Origin of the sequence: Rhodobacter viridis, from assembly GCF_003217355.1 — a bacterium.
GTDB lineage: Bacteria > Pseudomonadota > Alphaproteobacteria > Rhodobacterales > Rhodobacteraceae > Rhodobacter > Rhodobacter viridis.
In genome coordinates, this window is record NZ_QJTK01000002.1 from 392,017 (window position 1) to 410,817 (window position 18,801).

Annotated in this window: 16 protein-coding genes; 6 read left to right on the plus strand and 10 right to left on the minus strand. The window is 65.5% G+C overall.

Annotated elements, in window-relative coordinates:
• Positions 1–2: 2 nt before the first annotated feature.
• The 8 genes from C8J30_RS05165 to C8J30_RS05200 form a co-directional block, all read right to left on the minus strand.
• Positions 3–1,223, minus strand: coding sequence for a phenylacetate--CoA ligase family protein (locus C8J30_RS05165; RefSeq protein WP_110804721.1), 1,221 nt, complete (start codon positions 1,221–1,223; stop codon positions 3–5).
• Positions 1,224–1,303: 80 nt separating this feature from the next.
• Positions 1,304–2,125 carry an ABC transporter ATP-binding protein gene (locus C8J30_RS05170; RefSeq protein WP_110804649.1) on the minus strand — a complete coding sequence of 274 codons (822 nt, stop codon included), beginning with the start codon at positions 2,123–2,125 and terminating at the stop codon, positions 1,304–1,306.
• Between the two features lie 48 nt (positions 2,126–2,173).
• The gene (locus C8J30_RS05175; RefSeq protein ID WP_110804650.1) at positions 2,174–3,460 is read right to left on the minus strand and encodes an ABC transporter substrate-binding protein; all 1,287 of its coding nucleotides are present in this window, start codon (positions 3,458–3,460) and stop codon (positions 2,174–2,176) included.
• Between the two features lie 64 nt (positions 3,461–3,524).
• A complete protein-coding gene (locus C8J30_RS05180) occupies positions 3,525–4,601 on the minus strand; it encodes a branched-chain amino acid ABC transporter permease (protein WP_110804651.1) in 1,077 nt (358 codons plus the stop codon).
• Between the two features lie 49 nt (positions 4,602–4,650).
• Positions 4,651–4,836 (minus strand): hypothetical protein, encoded by a 186-nt coding sequence (locus tag C8J30_RS05185; protein ID WP_146227864.1) that lies wholly within the window; start codon positions 4,834–4,836, stop codon positions 4,651–4,653.
• Between the two features lie 163 nt (positions 4,837–4,999).
• Positions 5,000–5,986: a branched-chain amino acid ABC transporter permease gene (locus tag C8J30_RS05190; protein WP_110804653.1), complete on the minus strand. Its 987-nt coding sequence runs from the start codon at positions 5,984–5,986 to the stop codon at positions 5,000–5,002.
• Positions 5,979–6,797 carry an ABC transporter ATP-binding protein gene (locus C8J30_RS05195; RefSeq protein ID WP_110804654.1) on the minus strand — a complete coding sequence of 273 codons (819 nt, stop codon included), beginning with the start codon at positions 6,795–6,797 and terminating at the stop codon, positions 5,979–5,981. The genes C8J30_RS05190 and C8J30_RS05195 overlap by 8 nt, the downstream gene beginning before the upstream one ends.
• Positions 6,794–8,956 (minus strand): AMP-binding protein, encoded by a 2,163-nt coding sequence (locus tag C8J30_RS05200; RefSeq protein ID WP_110804655.1) that lies wholly within the window; start codon positions 8,954–8,956, stop codon positions 6,794–6,796. Before C8J30_RS05200 ends, C8J30_RS05195 begins: the two co-directional genes overlap by 4 nt.
• Before the next feature lie 186 nt (positions 8,957–9,142).
• Between C8J30_RS05200 and C8J30_RS05205 the strand changes: the two genes are divergently transcribed.
• From C8J30_RS05205 to rnhA, 5 genes are all read left to right on the plus strand, one after another.
• Positions 9,143–11,047: a PAS-domain containing protein gene (locus C8J30_RS05205; protein WP_110804722.1), complete on the plus strand. Its 1,905-nt coding sequence runs from the start codon at positions 9,143–9,145 to the stop codon at positions 11,045–11,047.
• Positions 11,044–11,757 (plus strand): response regulator transcription factor, encoded by a 714-nt coding sequence (locus tag C8J30_RS05210; protein ID WP_394341909.1) that lies wholly within the window; start codon positions 11,044–11,046, stop codon positions 11,755–11,757. Before C8J30_RS05205 ends, C8J30_RS05210 begins: the two co-directional genes overlap by 4 nt.
• A gap of 65 nt (positions 11,758–11,822) precedes the next feature.
• Positions 11,823–12,770 (plus strand): 4-hydroxy-3-methylbut-2-enyl diphosphate reductase, encoded by a 948-nt coding sequence (gene ispH, locus C8J30_RS05215; RefSeq protein WP_110804656.1) that lies wholly within the window; start codon positions 11,823–11,825, stop codon positions 12,768–12,770.
• A gap of 6 nt (positions 12,771–12,776) precedes the next feature.
• Entirely contained in the window at positions 12,777–13,379 is a 603-nt protein-coding gene (locus tag C8J30_RS05220) for a LysE family translocator (protein ID WP_110804657.1), read from the plus strand.
• Positions 13,379–13,840, plus strand: a complete 462-nt coding sequence (rnhA, locus tag C8J30_RS05225; protein WP_110804724.1) for a ribonuclease HI — start codon at positions 13,379–13,381, stop codon at positions 13,838–13,840. The genes C8J30_RS05220 and rnhA overlap by 1 nt, the downstream gene beginning before the upstream one ends.
• Positions 13,841–14,074: 234 nt before the next feature.
• Here rnhA and C8J30_RS05230 read toward each other — a convergent pair whose 3' ends face one another.
• On the minus strand, positions 14,075–14,791 hold the full coding sequence (locus C8J30_RS05230; protein WP_110804658.1) for an LrgB family protein: 717 nt from the start codon (positions 14,789–14,791) through the stop codon (positions 14,075–14,077).
• Complete coding sequence (locus C8J30_RS05235) at positions 14,784–15,140, minus strand: CidA/LrgA family protein (RefSeq protein ID WP_110804659.1); 357 nt, start codon at positions 15,138–15,140, stop codon at positions 14,784–14,786. The genes C8J30_RS05230 and C8J30_RS05235 overlap by 8 nt, the downstream gene beginning before the upstream one ends.
• 185 nt (positions 15,141–15,325) lie before the next feature.
• Here C8J30_RS05235 and smc point away from each other — a divergent pair, with 185 nt between their 5' ends.
• Positions 15,326–18,784, plus strand: coding sequence for a chromosome segregation protein SMC (gene smc, locus C8J30_RS05240; protein WP_110804660.1), 3,459 nt, complete (start codon positions 15,326–15,328; stop codon positions 18,782–18,784).
• Positions 18,785–18,801 lie beyond the last annotated feature (17 nt).

Here is an 18,801-nt window from a genome sequence, read left to right on the forward strand (position 1 = left end):
CCTCAGTCGTATTTGCGCAGATCCTCGATCACCTTGCCGTCGTTGGGCAGGCTGCCCGGCGCCACGAGTTCGATCATGCCCTTGAGCTTGAGCGCTTCAACGACGCCCGCGGCGTAGCGGTCGGGCTCGCAGACCTCGGTTTCGATCCGCACCGTCATCGCATCCATCTCGCCCTCGCGGGTGGCGATGACGCGGGCGCGTTTCACCTCGGGGTGGGCGGCAACGAAGGCCGCGACCTGTTCGGGACGCACGAACATGCCCTTGATCTTCGTCGTCTGATCGGCGCGGCCCATCCAGCCCTTGATGCGCAGATTGGTGCGGCCGCAGGGCGAGACGCCCGGCAGCACGGCGCTGAGATCCCCGGTGGCAAAGCGGATCAGCGGATAATCGGGGTTGAGCGTGGTGACGACGACTTCGCCGACCTCGCCCGGGGCGACCGGATCGCCGGTGCCGGGGCGGACGATCTCGACGATCACGCCCTCATCGACGATCATCCCCTCCATCGCCGGGCTTTCATAGGCGATGTTGCCCAGATCGGCCGTCGCATAGCATTGCAGGCAGGCGATGCCGCGGTCGGCATATTCCTTGCGCAAGGACGGGAACAGCGCCCCACCGCCGACGACGGCGCGGCTGATCGTCAGCGGCTCGTTCATCTCGGCCGCCTTGTCGAGGATCACCTTCAGATAATCGGGGGTGCCCGCATAGACGGTGGTGCCGATATCGACGGCGGCGCGGACCTGCAATTCGGTCTGGCCGGTGCCCGCGGGCAGGACGGCGGCGCCCACGGCCCGCGCGCCGGATTCAAAGATCATCCCGGCGGGCGTCAGATGGTAGCCAAAGCAGTTCTGCACGATGTCCCCCGGGCCAACCCCCGCCGCATGCAGGAAGCGCCCCATCCGCCACCAGTCGGCCGAGGTTTCGCCGGGTTCATAGATCGGGCCGGGGCTTTGAAAGATATGCGCGAAGCCGCGCGCCGTGCGCGGGGTCATGCCGCCGAAGGGGGGCGATTTCTTCTGCGCCGCGCTCAGGTCGGATTTGCGCAGCACGGGCAATTTCGCCAGCGCGTCAAGCGAGGTGATCGCCGCGGCATCGACCCCGCCCAGATGCGCCGCAAGACCCGGCGCCATCAACGCCCGCGCCACCGCCTGCGGCAGATCCCGCGTCAGTGCGGCGGCACGTTCATCGGCGGAGCGGGTTTCCAGAACATCGTAATAACGGCTCATCACGGGGCCTTTCTGCGCCACATTTGGGAGATGCTGCAATGCAGAATGCTGCGCAGCAAGTTTTTCAAGTCAGGGGCTTGTCAGGCCAACCAGCGCTTGCGGCGACGGTAGCTTCGGACATCGCGGAAGCTCTTGCGGCCGTCGTCCGACATGCCCAGATAGAACTCCTTCACATCCGGGTTTTCGCGCAGCTGCGCCGCCGGGCCGTCCATCACCACGCGGCCGCTTTCCAGGATGTAGCCGAAATGCGCATAGCGCAGCGCGACGTTGGTGTTCTGCTCAGCCAGAAGGAAGGTGACGCCTTCGCCCTCGTTCACCGCTTTCACGATCTCGAAGATCTGCTCGACCAGCTGCGGCGCGAGCCCCATCGAGGGTTCGTCAAGCAGGATCGTCTCGGGCCGGGACATCAGCGCCCGTCCCATCGCCACCATCTGCTGCTCGCCGCCCGAGGTGTAGCCCGCCTGCGATTTGCGGCGCTCCTTCAGGCGCGGGAAATAGGTGTAGACCATCTCGAGGTCCTGTGCGATCGCGGCTCGGCCATCGCTGCGGGTATAGGCGCCGGTCAGCAGGTTTTCCTCGACCGTCAGATGCTCGAAGCAATGCCGCCCTTCCATCACCTGAATGACGCCCTTGCGCACCAGATCGGCGGGAGACATGTCCTGCACCCGTTCGCCGCGATAGAGGATCGAGCCCTTCGTCACCTCGCCGCGTTCGGAATGCAGCAGGTTCGAGATCGCCTTCAGCGTCGTCGTCTTGCCCGCGCCATTGCCGCCCAAAAGTGCGGTGATCCCGCCCTTCGGCACCGACAGGCTGACGCCCTTCAGCACAAGGATGACGTGATTGTAGATCACCTCGATGTTGTTCACTTCCAGCAGCGTCTCGGTCTTGGCCGCATCAAACATGGTCATCCTCCGGGGAAATCCCCCGGCCCGAAGGCCGGGGGCAGGGTCTTACTTGCAACGCTCGGCGATGCCGCCTTCCTTGGCGAAGGCCGCCGAATCTTCGGCGATGAGCGGGTCAAGCACGTCCTTGTCGGCTTCGATCCAGTCCGAGACCGCCGACCATTTCTTCGCCGCGGCGTCCCATTGCAGGATCATCGCCGTGCCCGGGCCACCGTGATCGGCGCAGGTCGCGTGGATTTCCTGCGCAAAGCCCGGCAGACCCAGCTCGGTCAGGCGCGCTTCGGTCAGGTTCAGGTTCTCGAAGCCGTCGCGCACCTCTTCGGGCGTCACTGCGGCATGGCCGGTCTTTTCCTGCGCGGTCTTGATCGCTTCGGAAATGATCATCGCCGCATACATGCCGCGCGAGTAGAGCACGTTGCCAAGGTTGTCGCCCGCGCCCGCAGCCTTGCCCGCGTCGAAGACGTATTTCTTCAGATCGGCATAGATCGGGTAATCCGAGCCGACGCCGTGGAAGCTGAGCGCCTTGTAGCCGTTCGCGCCCTCGCCCGCCGGTCCGACATCGTTTTCAGAGCCCGACCACCAGACGCCGATCATGTGATCCATCGGGAACTTGATGTTCACCGCTTCCTGAATCGCGACCTGGTTCATCACGCCCCAGCCCCACATCAGCACGTAATCCGGCTTCTCGCGGCGGATCTGCAGCCATTGCGATTTCTGCTCCTGCCCGGGCGGGTCGACCGCGATCGTCACCAGCTCGAAGCCATGCTTCTTCGCCAGTTCCTCGAGCGTGCGGATCGGCTCCTTGCCATAGGCCGAGTTGTGATAGACCAGCGCGACCTTCTTGCCCTTCAGGTCGTCGCCATTCTGCGACAGCATGTATTTCACCGCGACCGAGGCGCCGTCCCAGTAGTTGGCCGGGTAGTTGAACACCCATTCAAAGACCGCGCCATTGGCCGAGGACGTGCGGCCATAGCCCGGCGTGTAAAGGACATGGTGATCCGCGGTGACCTTCGGGATCAGCTGATAGGTGATCCCGGTCGAGAGCGGGTTATAGGCGAGCGCCGCCTGGCCCTTGGTGCTCTCATAGCACTCGACGCCCTTTTCGGTGTTGTAGGCGGTCTCGCATTCCGGCACGGCGACCTTCTCGCCACCGATGCCGCCATCCCGCTCGTTCAGCAGCGTGAAGTAGTCGGCGAAACCATCGGCATAGGGGATGCCGTTCGCGGCATAGGAGCCGGTGCGATAGCTCAGGTTCGGCACCGTCAGATCTGCCATCGCGGGAACGGTCGTGGCCAGCATGGCCGCCGCCGCAAGGGCTGCAAAGCTCTTTTTCATACGTGTCTCCTCCCAGTAACGTATTGATTATATTTGGCCGGTTGCCCGGGTCTTGCCTTGCCCCTCAATGCGGGAAGGGCCAAAGTCTCAGTTTTTCCTTGGCGATGCGCCACAGCTGCGCCAGCCCATGCGGCTCGACGATCAGGAACACCACGATCAGCGCGCCGACGATCATCAGCTCCAGATGCGCCGCCACATCGGTCGGCCAGCCGAAGCCGCCCACCAGCACATTTTTCAGAAACACCGGCAGCAGCACGAGGAAAGCCGCCCCGGCGAAGGAGCCGAAGATCGAGCCCAGTCCGCCGATGATCACCATGAAGAGGATCAGGAACGACTTGTTGATCCCGAAGGCCTCGCCAACCTCGGCCGCGCCCAGGTAGACCGAGAACAGAAGTGCCCCGGCGATGCCGATGAAGAAGGACGAGACGGCAAAGGCGGTGACCTTGGCAGAGAGCGGGTTGACCCCGATGATCTCGGCCGCGATGTCCATGTCGCGGATCGCCATCCACTTCCGCCCGACCGTGCCGCGGGTCAGGTTGCGCGCCATCAGGGCCACAAGTGTCAGGATGATCAGACAGAAAAGGTATTTCGCCGCCGCCGTCGTCTGCGCCCCGGTGATGAAGATGCCGAACATCGTGCGCTCGGGCGCGGTGATCTGCCCGGACGCGGAATAGTTGTAAAACCACGGCACCTTGTTGAAGAGCCAGACAAGAAAGAACTGCGCGGCGAGCGTCGCGACGGCAAGGTAGAACCCCTTGATCCGCAGCGAGGGCAGGCCGAAGAGCACGCCCACCGCGGCGGTGATGCCACCCGCCAGAAGCACATGGATCAGGATCGGCACGTCGGGAAAAGCGGTCATCAGCTTGTAGACCGCATAGGCGCCCACGGCCATGAAACCGCCGGTGCCAAGGCTCACCTGACCGGCATAGCCGACCAGAATATTGAGCCCGATCGCCGCGATCGCGTAGATCAGGAAGGGCACGAAAACCGCATTGGCCCAGTAATCGTCAATGACGAAAGGCACGATGCCATAGGCCACGACCAGCGCCGCGACATAGCCCATCCGGTCCAGACGGATCGGAAAGGTCTGGCTGTCGGCCCGGTAACTTGTCTTGAAATCGCCTGCTTCGCGGTAGAACATCAGCCCCTCCCCCCCGTGATGTGGTGGGGAAGGGTGCGTTCCGCCCCGGTCAGATGTCGCGGCGCACGCGCATCCAGGACCAGAGGCCGGCCCCGGCCCCGAAGGCCGCGAGGATCATGTTGATGGTCCGCAGCGAAGCGGGCTCGTCCGGCGGTGCCGCCAGCGCAATCCATCCGAAGGTCAATGCCGAGGCCCAACCGATGGTAAAGGCGACGGAACAGGCTTTTCTGGTCATCTTGAAGGGGCCCCCCATCCCCGGGCGCCTCCTCAACCACAAGGAGCGCCTGATGCAGTGCTTGTCCCCGGCAGGAATCATTCCAGCTCGCCGGATCGCTGACAGAATGTCGCACCTTGTCCCCCTGTTCAACCGTTTTCTGCGTCAAAGTGTCCATTTTAGTTTACACTCTCTCGATGATCCGCTCGCCGAACAGGCCCTGCGGCCGGAACACGAGGAAAAAGAGCGCCAGCACATAGGCGAACCAGTTTTCGGTGGCGCCACCGATCAGCGGCCCGACGAAGAATTCGAACAGCTTCTCGCCCATGCCGATGATCAGCCCGCCGACGATGGCGCCGGGGATCGAGGTGAAGCCGCCCAGCATCAGCACCGGCAGGGCTTTCAGCGCGATCATCGAGAGCGAGAATTGCACCCCGGATTTCGAGCCCCACATGATCCCCGCGACCAGCGCGACGAAGCCTGCGATCGACCAGACCAGCACCCAGATGAAGCGCAGCGAGATGCCGACCGAGAGCGCCGCCTGATGGTCGTCAGCCACGGCACGCAGTGCGCGGCCCTGTTTCGAATACTGGCTGAAGAGCGTCAGCGCCGTCACCAGCGCGACCGAAACGATAGCCGCCACGATGTCGAGATTGTCGATGAAGAAGCCGTAGCCAAACCAAGTGTCGGTCACGCTCTCGATCGTTTCGTTGATGCCCTGCGGCAGCCCGACATCGAGCGTCTTGATGTCGGCGCCCCACATCACGTCGCCGAAGCCCTCGAGGAAATAGGCCAGCCCGATCGTCGCCATGAAGAGGATGATCGGCGCCTGATTGACCAGATGCTTCAGCACCAGCGTCTCGATCACGATCGCCATTCCGATCATCACCACGATGGTCAAAAGGATGGCCAGCACGGCGGGCACCTGCCAGCCGAAGGTCTCCAGATGGCCGCCGGTGACGGCGTTGATCAGATGGGCAAAGGGCACCTGGCCCTTCTGGATGCCGACGAGCGTCAGCGCCGCGAAAAGCGCCATTACCCCTTGGGCGTAGTTGAACACGCCCGAAGATTTGTAGATCAAGACGAAGCCAAGGGCGACGAGCGAATACATCACCCCGGCCATCAGGCCGTTCAGCGCCGCCTCCGAGGCATAGGTCAGCTGGTCAAGCATGGGCCACCCCCAGATAAGCGTCGATCACATCCTGATTGTTGCGCACCTCGTCGGGCGGGCCGTCGCCGATCTTGCGGCCGTAATCCATCACCACGACGCGATCCGACAGATCCATCACCACGCCCATGTCATGTTCGATCAGAACCGTGGTGGTGCCGAATTCGTCATTCACATCGAGGATGAATCGGCACATGTCCTCTTTTTCCTCGACGTTCATCCCGGCCATCGGCTCGTCCAGAAGCAGGATCTTCGGCTCGGCGGCAAGCGCCCGCGCCAGTTCCACCCGCTTCTTCAACCCATAGGGCAGGCGCCCAACCGGAGTTTTCCGAATATTCTGGATTTCAAGGAAGTCGATGATCTTTTCGACTTTTTCGCGATGCTCATCTTCCTCGGCGGCGGCCTTGCCCCACCACATCGCCTGGCTGAGCAGTCCCGAATGCATCAGGGTCAGCCGCCCGGTCATGATGTTGTCCAGAACCGACATGCCATCGAAGAGCGCGATGTTCTGGAAGGTGCGGGCGATGCCCAGACGCGCCACCTGATAGGGCTTCATCGGACCGCGCTTTTCGCCGCGGAACCAGACTTCGCCCTCGGTCGGCACGTAAAAGCCCGAGATCACGTTCAGCATCGAGCTCTTGCCCGCGCCGTTCGGGCCGATGATCGCGCGGATCTCGCCCTCGCGGATATCGAAGGAAATGTCCTTGATCGCCACCACCCCACCGAAGCGCAGGGTGATGTTGCGCAACTCCATCAGCACCGGGCCGACGCTGCCGCCCTCTGCCGTGGTGATGCCTGCGCCGGTGTCCTTCATTCCGCGGCCTCCTTGTGGATGCGCGCCTCGGGCGCGACGATGGCATCCTCGATGCGGAGCGTGGCCTTGATCGCGCCCTTGCGTCCGTCTTCGTAGGTCACCTCGGTTTCGGTGTAGATGCTGCTGCGCCCGTCATAGAGCGCGGCGATCAGATCGGCGTATTTCTCGGCGATGACATTGCGGCGGACCTTGCGGGTGCGGGTCATCTCGCCGTCATCGGCATCGAGTTCCTTGTGCAGGATCAGGAAGCGGTGGATCTGGCAGCCCGACAGCATCGGGTCTTGCGCGACCGAGCGGTTCACCGCGTCGATGTGCTCGCGGATCATCTGATAGACCTGCGGATGGCCCGCCAGTTCCTGATAGGAGGCATAGGCGATGTTGTTGCGCTCGGCCCAGTTGCCGACCGCGGTCAGGTCGATGTTGATGAAGGCGGTGCAGCGGTCGCGGCCCCCGCCGAAGACCACCGCCTCGAGGATCGAGGGGTAGAACTTCAGTTTGTTTTCAACGTATTTCGGCGCGAAAAGCCGTCCGTCCGCCATCTTGCCCACGTCTTTCGCGCGGTCGATGATGCGCAGATGCCCGGTGCCCGGTTCAAAGAAACCGGCGTCGCCCGTGGCCACCCAGCCCTCGGCATCCTTGGTCGAGGCGGTGCTTTCCGGATTCTTGAAATATTCGACAAAGGTTCCGGGCGAGCGATAGAAGACCTCTCCATTCTCGCCGATCTTCACCTCGACGCCCGGGCTGGGCACCCCCACCGTATCGGCCCGCACCTGCCCGTCGGGCTGCTGGGTGATGAAAACCGAGGCCTCGGTCTGGCCGTAAAGCTGTTTCAGGTTGATGCCCATCGAGCGGTAGAATTCGAAGATCTCGGGACCGATCGCTTCGCCTGCGGTATAGGCCACCCGCACGCGGCTGAGGCCGAGCGTGTTTTTCAGCGGCGAAAAGATCGTCACCTCGCCAGTGCGATAATCGAAGTAATCGCGCAGGGGCTGCGGATAGAGGTTCAGCAAAGGCCCGCGGGCGTGGAAATGCTTGCGATGCTCCATCGGGTGGCGCAGCCGCACGATCGCCAGCCGCACCGCGTTTTCCACCATCGTCTCGACCGAGAAGCCGATCCCCATCGCATAGCGCCAAGCCCAGCGCCAGCGCCGCCGCAAGGTCGGTTTCGAGCGCTTCACCCGATACCGCGGCATCCCGTAGGTTTCCCCGGTGGTCTTGGCGAACTCCATGAAATGCTTGAACATCCCATGCTTCAGATCGCCCGCGTCCTCCATCCGGATCATCACGTTCGTCAGCATCGTTTCAAAGATCCGCGGCGGCGCGAAGAAATAGGTCGGCCCGATTTCGCGCAGGTCGGTCATCATCGTCGCCGGGCTTTCGGGGCAGTTCACGCAGAACCCGGCCACCATCGCCTGACCGATGGAAAAGATGAAATCGCCGACCCAGGCCATCGGCAGATAGGCCAGCACGTCCTCGTCGCAGCCCAGATGATCGAAGGCGACCGAGGCGCGGGCGGTCTCGATGATGTTGCGGTTCGACAGCACCACGCCCTTCGGCTTGCCGGTGGTGCCCGAGGTGTAGAGCATCACGCAGGTGCTGTCGGTGGTCAGCTCGGCGATGCGCTTGTCCAGCTCGCCTTCATAGCGGAAATGCCCGGCTTTCCCCTCGGCCACGATGTCGGCCAGATGGTTCATGCGAGAATGGTCGTATTTCCGCATGCCGCGCTTGTCGGTATACATCACATGCTGGATGTGGTGGATGCGGTCCTCGACCTCCACCACCTTGTCGACCTGCTCCTGATCACCGCAAACCACGAAACGGGCGCCGCAGTGATCGAGCACATAGGCCATCTCCTCGGCCACGGCGTCCTGATACAGCGGCACCGGCACCGCGCCGCACATCTGCGCCGCCACCATCGCCCAGTAATGCGCCGGACGGTTGCGGCCGATGATCGCGATGTGATCGCCCCGTTCCACGCCAAGGCTGAGGAACCCCATCGCCATCGCCCGGATTTCCGTGGCGGCTTCGGCCCAGGTCCAGACCTGCCAGATGCCGAATTCCTTCTCGCGATAGGCGGGACGGTTGCCATACCTTTCGACGTTCAGCGCCAAGAGCGCCGGGATCGACTGCGCGGCCGGTCCCTGATCCTGATCTGTCATGCGTCCTCCCCTGCGCCGGCTCTCCGGCGTCGAAAGCCGCGACTCTCTCGCCGCGCGGCCTCTGGGTTGGAAACTTGCCGTTAATAGTTTCGGGACTTTTGCCCAAATCTTGCGAATCCTTTCCGGTTGAATCCGAAGCTTGCGAAGCGCGCAGAAGGTGCTAGCGATGGGATGGGGGAGGACGCGATGACCGAGGACACGCGGGCACGGCTGACGCAGGCGGGGCTGAACCTGATCGGTCAGGCGCTGTCGATCTTTGACAGCGATCTGCGGCTGGCGGTCTCGAACCGGCAGTATCAGCTGATGTTCGACCTGCCCGAGCATCTGACGCAACCGGGCACGACCTTTGCCGACACGATCCGCTGGCTGGCCGAGCGCGGCGATTACGGCGAGGTGGGCGAGATCGAGACATGGGTGGCCGCCCGGGTCGAGCAGGCGCGGGATTTCGCGCCGCATTACATGGAGCGCACCCGCGCGAATGGCCGGACCATCGCGGTCGAAGGCGCCCCCTTGGCCGAGGGTGGCTGGATCACCGTCTATACCGACATCACCGAAACGAAGCGGCAAGAGGCGTTGCTGCATGCCCGCTCCGAGGAATTGTCGGAACAGGTTCTGACCCATGCCGAGCAGCTGGCGGCGGCGAACCGGCAGCTGGCCGCGACGAATGCGGCGCTGGAGGAAGCACAGCGTGAGCTGCGCCGCACCGCCGCCCGCATCCGGCAGGTGACCGAGATGATGCCCGCCCATATCGCGCATATGGGGGTGGATTTCGTCTATACCTTCTCGAACCGCCGCGTGACCTCGGTGATGCCCGGCTCGCTCGATGATCCTGTGGGCCATACCGCCGCCGAGGTTCTGGGCGAGGAAACCTTTCGCCGCATCTTGCCCGGGTTCGAACGTGCCTTCGCCGGTGAGGCGAATGTGCTCGAGATCACCCACGAACCCTCGGGGCGGCGCATCCGCATCGCGCTGACGCCGGATCGGGGGGCGGGGAACGGGGTGCAGGGGGTCTATATCCTGTCCACCGACGTGACCGAGGAAACGCAGGCCCGCACGGCGCTGGCGCAGGCCAGCAAGCGCGAGTTGGCGGCGCAGATCACCTCGGGCATGGCGCATGATTTTGCCAACCTTCTGACGATCATTCTGGGCCTGCAGGGGCGGATGATGCGGATCGACGGGCTGCCCTCGGAAGGGCGCGATGTCGTGCGGGCGACGCTCTCGGCGGCGCGGCGCGGGGGGACGCTTCTGGACCGGATCGCCGCGATTTCCGGCAAGCGCGAGTTGCGGCCGCAGGCGGTGAACCTGCCCGCGTTGATTGCCGATCTGGTGACGATGGCGGCGCCGACGCTTGGCCCCGCGGTGCTGGTCGATATCGACGTCGATGCGTTGCACGCGCCCTTGGTCCTTGACCCCGGGCCGTTGCAGGACAGCCTGCTCAATCTGCTCTTGAACGCCCGCGATGCGATGGGGCCGCGCGGCGGGGCGATCCGCATTGCCGCGCATCCGGTGCAGGATACCTGGGTCGAGGTGCATGTCAGCGACACCGGCCCGGGGTTTTCGCCCGAGGCGCTGACCCATGCTCTCGATCCGTTCTTCACCACGAAGGGCGGGCAGGGCTCGGGGCTTGGGCTGTCGATGGTCTATGACCAGACGAAACTGGCGGGCGGCACGGTGCGGATCGAGAATTGCGAACCGGGCGCCTGCGTGACCCTGCGCCTGCCCCTGCGGCTGGCCGAAACCGATGCGACGCCGATGCTGGTGCTCTTGGTCGAGGATGACCCGGATATCCGCCTTTCGGTGCGCGAAATGCTTCGCGGTCTGGGCCATTCGGTGCTGGAGGCGGGCTCGGTCGAAGAGGCCGAGGCGCTCTCCAATCTGCCGGAAATCGGGCTGGTCCTGTCCGATATCCAACTCGCGGGCGAGGGCACCGGGATCGACCTTGCGCATCATCTGGCCGGGCGGGTGCCGATGCTGCTGATGACCTCGCTGCCGCCGGGCAGTCGGCTGCGCGCCGCCGCGCCCTGCCCGGTGTTGCAAAAACCCTTCGTCGCGGCGGAACTGGCCGCGCTGATTGCCGGAGTGCGCCGATGACCATTTCGCAAGCCCCCCTTGTGACCGTTCTCGACGACGAACCCGAGATCCGCCGCATGCTGGTCGATGCGCTGGAGGAAGCCGGGTTTCGCACCAACGCTTACGCCCGCGCCACGGAATTCGAGGCCGGGCTGAAGCGCTGCCAACCCGATGTTTGCCTTGTCGATCTGGGCCTGCCCGACCGCGACGGTCTGGCGCTGGTGCATCGGCTGGCGCTCGAATCGGGGGCGGCGATCATCATCATCTCGGGGCGGGCGCAGGTGCAGGACCGGGTGACCGGCCTCGAACTTGGCGCCGATGACTATATCATCAAGCCCTTCGATCCGGCCGAGGTGGTGGCCCGCATCCGCGCCCGTCTGCGCCGCCCGCGTCCCGACACCGCACCGGCGGCGCAGGTCGCCGTCTTTGCCGGGTGGAAGGCCGCTTTCGACCGGTATGTGCTGATTGATGACAGCGGCGCCGAGACGCCCTTTTCCCATGCCGAGGGAGAGGTGCTGCGGCTTTTCCTTGAAAGCCCCAACCGGCTGATTTCGCGGGCGCAAATGCAGGAGACGCTGGGCGGCGCCGCGGGCGAAAGCTTCGATCGGGCGATGGATGTGCGGATTTCGCGGCTGCGCACGAAGCTTGGCGAAGATCCAAAGAACCCGCGTCTGATCAAGACGATCTACGGCGCGGGCTACATCTTTCTGGGCGAGGTGCGCTGGGAGTAAACGGGTCGCACTTTACGGCGGGGCGCGGCGGCATTACCTCTGGACCCGTGAATACGGAGCGCACCATGAAACCTGCCCTTACCCTTTACCTTGCCGCCCCCCGTGGCTTCTGCGCGGGCGTCGACCGGGCCGTGAAGATCGTCGAGATGTCGCTCGAGAAATGGGGGGCACCGGTCTATGTGCGCCACGAGATCGTCCACAACAAATTCGTCGTGGACACGCTCGCGGCCAAGGGCGCGGTTTTCGTGGAAGAGCTCGATGAATGCCCGGTCGATCGGCCGGTGATCTTTTCGGCGCATGGCGTGCCGAAGACCGTCCCGGCCGAGGCCGAGCGGCGCAACATGATCTATGTCGATGCGACCTGCCCCTTGGTGTCCAAGGTGCATCTGGAAGCCGAACGCCATGCCGAGGAAGGTCTGCAGATCATCATGATCGGTCACCGCGGCCACCCCGAGGTGATCGGCACCATGGGACAGCTGCCCGAGGGTGAGGTGCTTCTGATCGAAACCGCCGCCGATGTGGCGACGCTTGAGGTGCGCGACCCGGACAAGCTGGCGTGGATCACCCAGACGACGCTGTCGGTCGATGACACGGCCGAGGTGGTGGCGGCGCTGCAGGCGCGGTTCCCCTCGCTCGTCGGGCCGGGCAAGGATGACATCTGTTACGCCACGACCAACCGTCAGGCGGCGGTGAAGATCCTCGCGGAAAAGATCGAGGCTTTGCTGGTCATCGGTGCGCCGAATTCCTCGAACTCGAAGCGTCTGGTCGAAGTCGGTCGCAATGCAGGTTGCGCGGTCTCGCATCTGGTCGAACGCGCCTCCGAGATCAAATGGGACGCGCTCGAGGGCATCACCCGCGTGGGTCTGACCGCGGGCGCCTCGGCCCCCGAGGTGCTGGTCGACGAGGTGATCGAGGCCTTCCGTGACCGCTACGATCTGACGGTGGAGCTTGTCGAGACCGCGAAAGAGCGGATAGAGTTCAAGACCCCGCGGATCTTCCGCCACGACACCTGAGGTACCATGACGCCCGAGTTCCTGCTGACCGCTTTCATCGTCTGTCTGGTTCCGGGGATCGGCGTCGTCTACACCTTGTCCTCGACGCTGGGGCAGGGGGTCCGGGCGGGGTTCTGGGCCTCGCTCGGGTGCACCATCGCGACGCTGGTGCATCTGGCCGTCGCGCTCGCGGGCTTGGCCGCGGTGCTGCACACCTCCGCCGTGCTGTTCCAGTCGATCAAATATGCAGGCGTGGCCTATCTGCTTTACATGGCATGGGGCACGCTGAAGGGCACGGGCGGGCTGGCGCTTGAAGCCGCTGCGCCGCAGTCGGTCGGGCGCCTCGTCTGGCGCGGCATCGTGCTGAACCTGCTGAACCCGAAGCTGCCCCTGTTCTTCGTGGCCTTCCTGCCGCAATTCATGGCGGTGAATGACGGGCCTTACGTCATGGCGGAACTGGGCGTCGTCTTTGCCGTGCTGACCTTCCTGACCTTTCTTGGCTACACCGCGCTGGCCGCCTCGGGGCGGCAGGCGATCCTGAGCCGCCCGGCCGTGATGGCCTGGATGCGGCGGGCTTTCGCGGCGTCCTTCGCGGCGCTGGGCCTGCGGCTGGCGTTCGAGCGCGCATGATGGCAGATCTTTACGCATGGACCGACGGGGCCTGCAGCGGCAACCCGGGGCCGGGGGGCTGGGGCGTGTTGATGCGCGCGATGGACGGCGCCACGATCGTCAAGGAAAAGGAACTCTGCGGCGGCGAGGCTGACACGACCAACAATCGCATGGAGTTGATGGCGGCAATCTCGGCGCTGGAGGCTTTGACGCGGCCGACCGCGCTGACGATCACCACCGACTCGGCCTATGTGAAGAACGGCATCCAGTCCTGGATGCACGGCTGGAAACGCAACGGCTGGAAGACCGCCGACAAGAAGCCGGTGAAGAACGTCGATCTGTGGCAACGGCTCGATGCGGCGCAGGCGCGCCATCAGGTGGTCTGGAAGTGGATAAAGGGCCACGCTGGGCATGCGGAAAACGAACGGGCGGATGAACTGGCCCGGGCGGGCATGGCGCCCTACAAGCCGAGCAAGGGTTGAGCAACACGGTGGTTCGGGCGGATCAGGAAAAGCACCGCTTTTCCCCGCCCGTTGCGATCCCTTTTGCGGCAAGACCGCATCCCCAAGCGTGACAGAGGCCAGCGCTCCGCCCCGGCGGCGCGAAAGCGCCCGCCATGGGCGGGGCGGGCGCTGGCCGAGTGCTTGATGCACTCGGCGGTCACGGGGCCAATGTATCGCGTGACCTCGGCAATGGCCTCGGTCAGGGATAACCCCTCACAAAAACCACGGCAGCACAAGCGGCGCCAGAAATGCCGTCAGCACCGCATTCAGCCCCATCCCGATCGAGGCGAAAGCCCCCGCCGTGTCATGCACCTGAAAGGCCCGCGCGGTGCCGATCCCATGCGCGGCCACCCCGGTCGCAAAGCCGCGCGCACGCCAGTCCTTCAAGCCGAGCCCGTTCATCATCGGCGTCACGAAAATCGCCCCGATCATGCCGGTCAGCAGCACCAGAACCGCGGTCAGCGTCGGCTGCCCGCCCAAGGCCTCGGAAATGCCGATCGCCACGGGCGCGGTCGCCGATTTCGGCGCGAGCGTCGCCAGAAGCCCCGCCTCGGCCCCTAGGGCCTTCGCAATCGCGAGCGCCGAGACGATGGCGGTGAACGACCCTGCCAGCAGCGCCGCCGCAATCGGGATCAGCGCCTTGCGGATCGCCTTCAGATTCGCCTGCAGCGGCACGGCCAGACAGACCGTCGCCGGTCCCAGCATGAAATGGACGAATTGCGCCCCCTCGAAATAATCCTTGTAGGGCGTGCCGGTGATCCCCAGCAGCACCGCCAGAAAGATCACCGCCAGCATCACCGGATTGGCCGCGGGATTGCGCCGCGCCAACCGATAAAGACTGTCGCCCGCCCAATAGGCAAAGAGCGTCGCCGTCAGCCACAACAAAGGTTGCGAGGCGAGATAGGACCAGATCAGCGCCGCGTCATTCATCGGGCAGGCTCCGCACCAGTTTCGCGACAAGGGTAAAGGTCACCGCGCCAACGACGATGGCCAGCAGCGTCGAGGCCACCAGCGCCACCGCCAGCGCCGGACCATGCGCGGCAAGCGTCGGCAGATGCGCCACCACCCCCACGCCCGCAGGCACGAAAAGCAGCGACAGATGGTTCAAAAGCCCCTGCGCCACGGGTCGGATCATCTCGCGCAGCCGGTCGCTGGCCGTGAGCGCCGCCACCATCCCCAGCATCCCCAGAACCGGCCCCGGCAACGGCAGATGCACCGCACGCGAGATCACCTCGCCCGCCAATTGGCACGCCAGAATGATCGCCAGAGCCGGAACCATCGGATGTTTCCTTGATATTGGTCAGAATTTAGAACCAGATTATGCCTGTTACCCCGCCATGCAAGCAAAAAGCCTCCGATCCTGTGGATAAGCGCGGGGGGATCGCTGCAACGTGAGGCGGTGGCGTTGACTTGCCCGGTGGCAAAACCGACACTGGCGGACCCCTGAACTGGAATCGGTGCCCCTTGCGTTTCACCCGCCTGCGACTGAACGGCTTCAAGAGCTTCGTCGATCCGACCGACCTTGTGATCCACGACGGCCTGACCGGCGTCGTGGGTCCGAACGGCTGCGGCAAGTCGAACCTGCTCGAAGCTTTGCGCTGGGTGATGGGCGAAACCCGCGCCAGTGCGATGCGCGGCGGCGGGATGGAGGATGTGATCTTCGCGGGCGCCGCCACCCGCGGCGCGCGGCATTTTGCGGAAGTCTCGCTGTCGATCGACAACAGCGAACGGCTGGCGCCGTCGGGCTTCAACGAGGCCGACACGCTGGAAATCGTGCGCCGGATCACCCGCGATGCCGGGTCCGCCTACAAGGTCAACACCAAGGATGTCCGCGCGCGGGATGTGCAGATGCTGTTCGCCGATGCCTCGACCGGGGCGCACAGCCCGGCGCTGGTGCGGCAGGGGCAGATTTCGGAACTGATCAACGCCAAGCCGAAAGCCCGCCGCCGGATTCTGGAAGAGGCTGCGGGGATCTCGGGCCTTTATCAGCGCCGGCACGAGGCGGAGTTGAAACTGTCGGGGGCCGAGCAGAATCTGGCGCGCGTCGATGACGTGCTTGACCAGCTTGGCGGGCAGTTGGCCGCGCTCGCCCGGCAGGTGCGGCAGGCGGTGCGGTATCGCGAGATCGGCAATGATCTGCGCAATGCCGAGGGGATGCTTCTCTATCGGCGCTGGCGCGAGGCCGATCTGGCCCGGGCCGAGGCGGAGAACGCGCTGCGCTCGGCGATGATGGGCGCGGCGCAGGCGGAATTGGCGTCCCGCGCGGCGGCGAAGGCGCGGGCGGGGCAGGAAGATGCCCTGCCGCCCTTGCGCGAGGAAGAGGCGATTGCCGGGGCGATCCTGCAACGGCTTGTGTTGCAACGCGACGCGCTCTCGGATGCCGAGGCGCAGGCGGCGGCGCGGATCGACAGTCTGAAGTCGCGCATCGCGCAGCTCGATCGCGACATGGAACGCGAAGCCGGGCTGAATCGCGATGCGGGGGAAACCATCGCCCGGCTCGACTGGGAAATGGGCCAGTTGCTCAAGGCCACCGAGGGGCACGAGGACAAGCTGGAAGCGGCCTCCGAGGCTTCGGCCGAAGCGGCGGCGGTTCTGGCCGAGCGGGAAGCGAACCTGAGCGAAGGCACCGAGGATGTGGCCCGGCTGGCGGCGCGGCATGGCTCGGTGACGCGGCTCGTGTCGGACAACCGCGCGACGGTGGCCAAGGCCGAGGCGGAGGCGGAACGGGCGTCCGATGCCGCCGAGGCCGCGGCCGAGGCGCTGGAGCGCGCCGAGGAGGCGTTCGAGGCCGCCCAGACTGCGCAGGAAGAAGCGCAGGATCAGGCCGAAGCCGCCGAGGAAGCGCTGATTGCGGCGGATGAGGCCCGCGGCGTCGTGCAGGCGCGCGAAAGCACCGCCCGCGCCGCGCGGTCCGAGGCCGAGGGCGAGGCGGGCGCACTGCGGGCCGAGGTGGCGGCTTTGGCCCGGCTTGTCGAACGCGAGGCGGCGAGCGGGCATCAGCTTCTGGATCGGGTGCGGGTGAAAAGCGGCTACGAGGCGGCTCTGGGCGCGGCCTTGGCCGATGATCTGCGCGCGCCGGAGGTGGAGGCCGAGGCCCGCTCCGGCTGGGGTGTGCTGCCCGATTACGCGGTGGTGCAGCCGTTGCCCGCGGGGATCGAGCCGCTCTCTGCCCATGTCGACGTGCCTGATGTGCTGCGCCGTCGCATCGCGCAGATCGGCCTTGTGGCCGATGCAGCCGAGGGGGCGCGGCTGCAACCCGCGCTTGCGCCGGGGCAGCGGCTGGTGTCGCTCGCCGGGGACCTGTGGCGCTGGGACGGCTTTCGCGCCGGGGCCGAGGATGCGCCGACGGCGGCTGCGCTGCGGCTGCGCCAGCTCAACCGTCTGGTGGAACTCAAGCGCGATCTCGAGGAGGTCGCGGCCCGGGCCGATGGCGCGCGGCAGGCGCATGAGGCTTTGAGCCGGACGCTGGCCGAGGCATCGGCCGCCGACGCCCGCGCCCGCGATGCGCGTCGCGCCGCCGATACGCGGCTGGCCGAGGCGGGGCGGGCGCTCAGCCGTGCCGAAGCGGATCGTTCGATTTCCGCGGGCAAACTCGAAGCGGCGCGGATGGCGGTGAAGCGTTACGGCGACGAGGCCGGATCGGCGCGGCTCGCTTTGGCCGAGGCCGAGGCGCAACTGGCCGCGCTGCCCGATCTGGACGCCGCGCGCGGTGCCGTCGAGGCGATCAAGCTGACGGTGGAAGCGGCGCGGGTGACGATGCTGACCCGCCGCGCCGCGCATGACGAGATCCGCCGCGAGGGCGAGGCAAGGCTGCGGCGGCGGCAGGAGATCACCAAGGAAATTTCGGGCTGGCGGCACCGGTTGGAGACGGCCGAGAAGCGGTCCGCCGAACTGGCCTCGCGGCGCGAGGAGGCGGTGGGGGAACTCGAAGACGCCGCCGCCGCGCCCGAGGAACTGGCGGCAAAGCGCGACGAGTTGAATTCCGCGATCGAGACCGCCGAGGAACGGCGCGCGAAAGCCTCGGACCGGCTGGCCGAGGCGGAGGGCGCCTTGCGTCAGGCGCAGATGGCGGAACGCGATGCCGAACGCGCCGCCGGTGAGGCGCGCGAGGGCAAGGCCCGGGCCGAGGCGCGGCTTGATGCCGCCCGCGAAACCCAGGCCCATGCCGCCGAGCGGATCGAGGAGGCGATGGATCTGACGCCGCAGGCTTTGTTCGATGCGCTCGACGTCGACCCGGAGAAGATGCCCGCCGCCGAGGCGCTGGAAATCGAGGTCGCGCGGCTCAAACGCGCTCGCGAGGCCTTGGGCGCCGTGAACCTGCGCGCCGAGGAAGACCTGCGCGAGGTGCAGGGCGAACATGACGGGCTGGCGCAGGAAAAGACCGATCTGGAGGAAGCGATCCGCAAGCTGCGCTCGGGCATCGCCGGGCTGAACCGCGAGGGGCGCGAGCGGTTGCTGACGGCTTACGAGCAGGTCAACGAAAGCTTCCGCACGCTCTTCACCCACCTCTTCGGCGGTGGTTCGGCCAGTCTGCAACTGGTCGAAAGCGATGACCCGCTGGAAGCCGGGCTCGAGATCATGTGCCAGCCGCCGGGCAAGAAGCTCTCCACCCTCAGCCTGCTGTCGGGCGGCGAGCAGACGCTGACCGCGATGGCGCTGATCTTTGCCGTTTTCCTTGCCAACCCGGCGCCGATCTGCGTGCTCGACGAGGTGGATGCGCCCTTGGACGATGCCAACGTCACCCGGTTCTGTGACCTGCTCGATGAAATGACCCGCCGCACCGACACGCGGTTTCTGATCATCACCCACCATGCGGTGACGATGAGCCGGATGGACCGGCTTTTCGGCGTGACGATGCAGGAACAAGGCGTCAGCCAACTGGTCTCGGTCGATCTGAAGAAGGCCGAGCAGCTGGTGGCCTGACGGGGCTTGATGCAGAC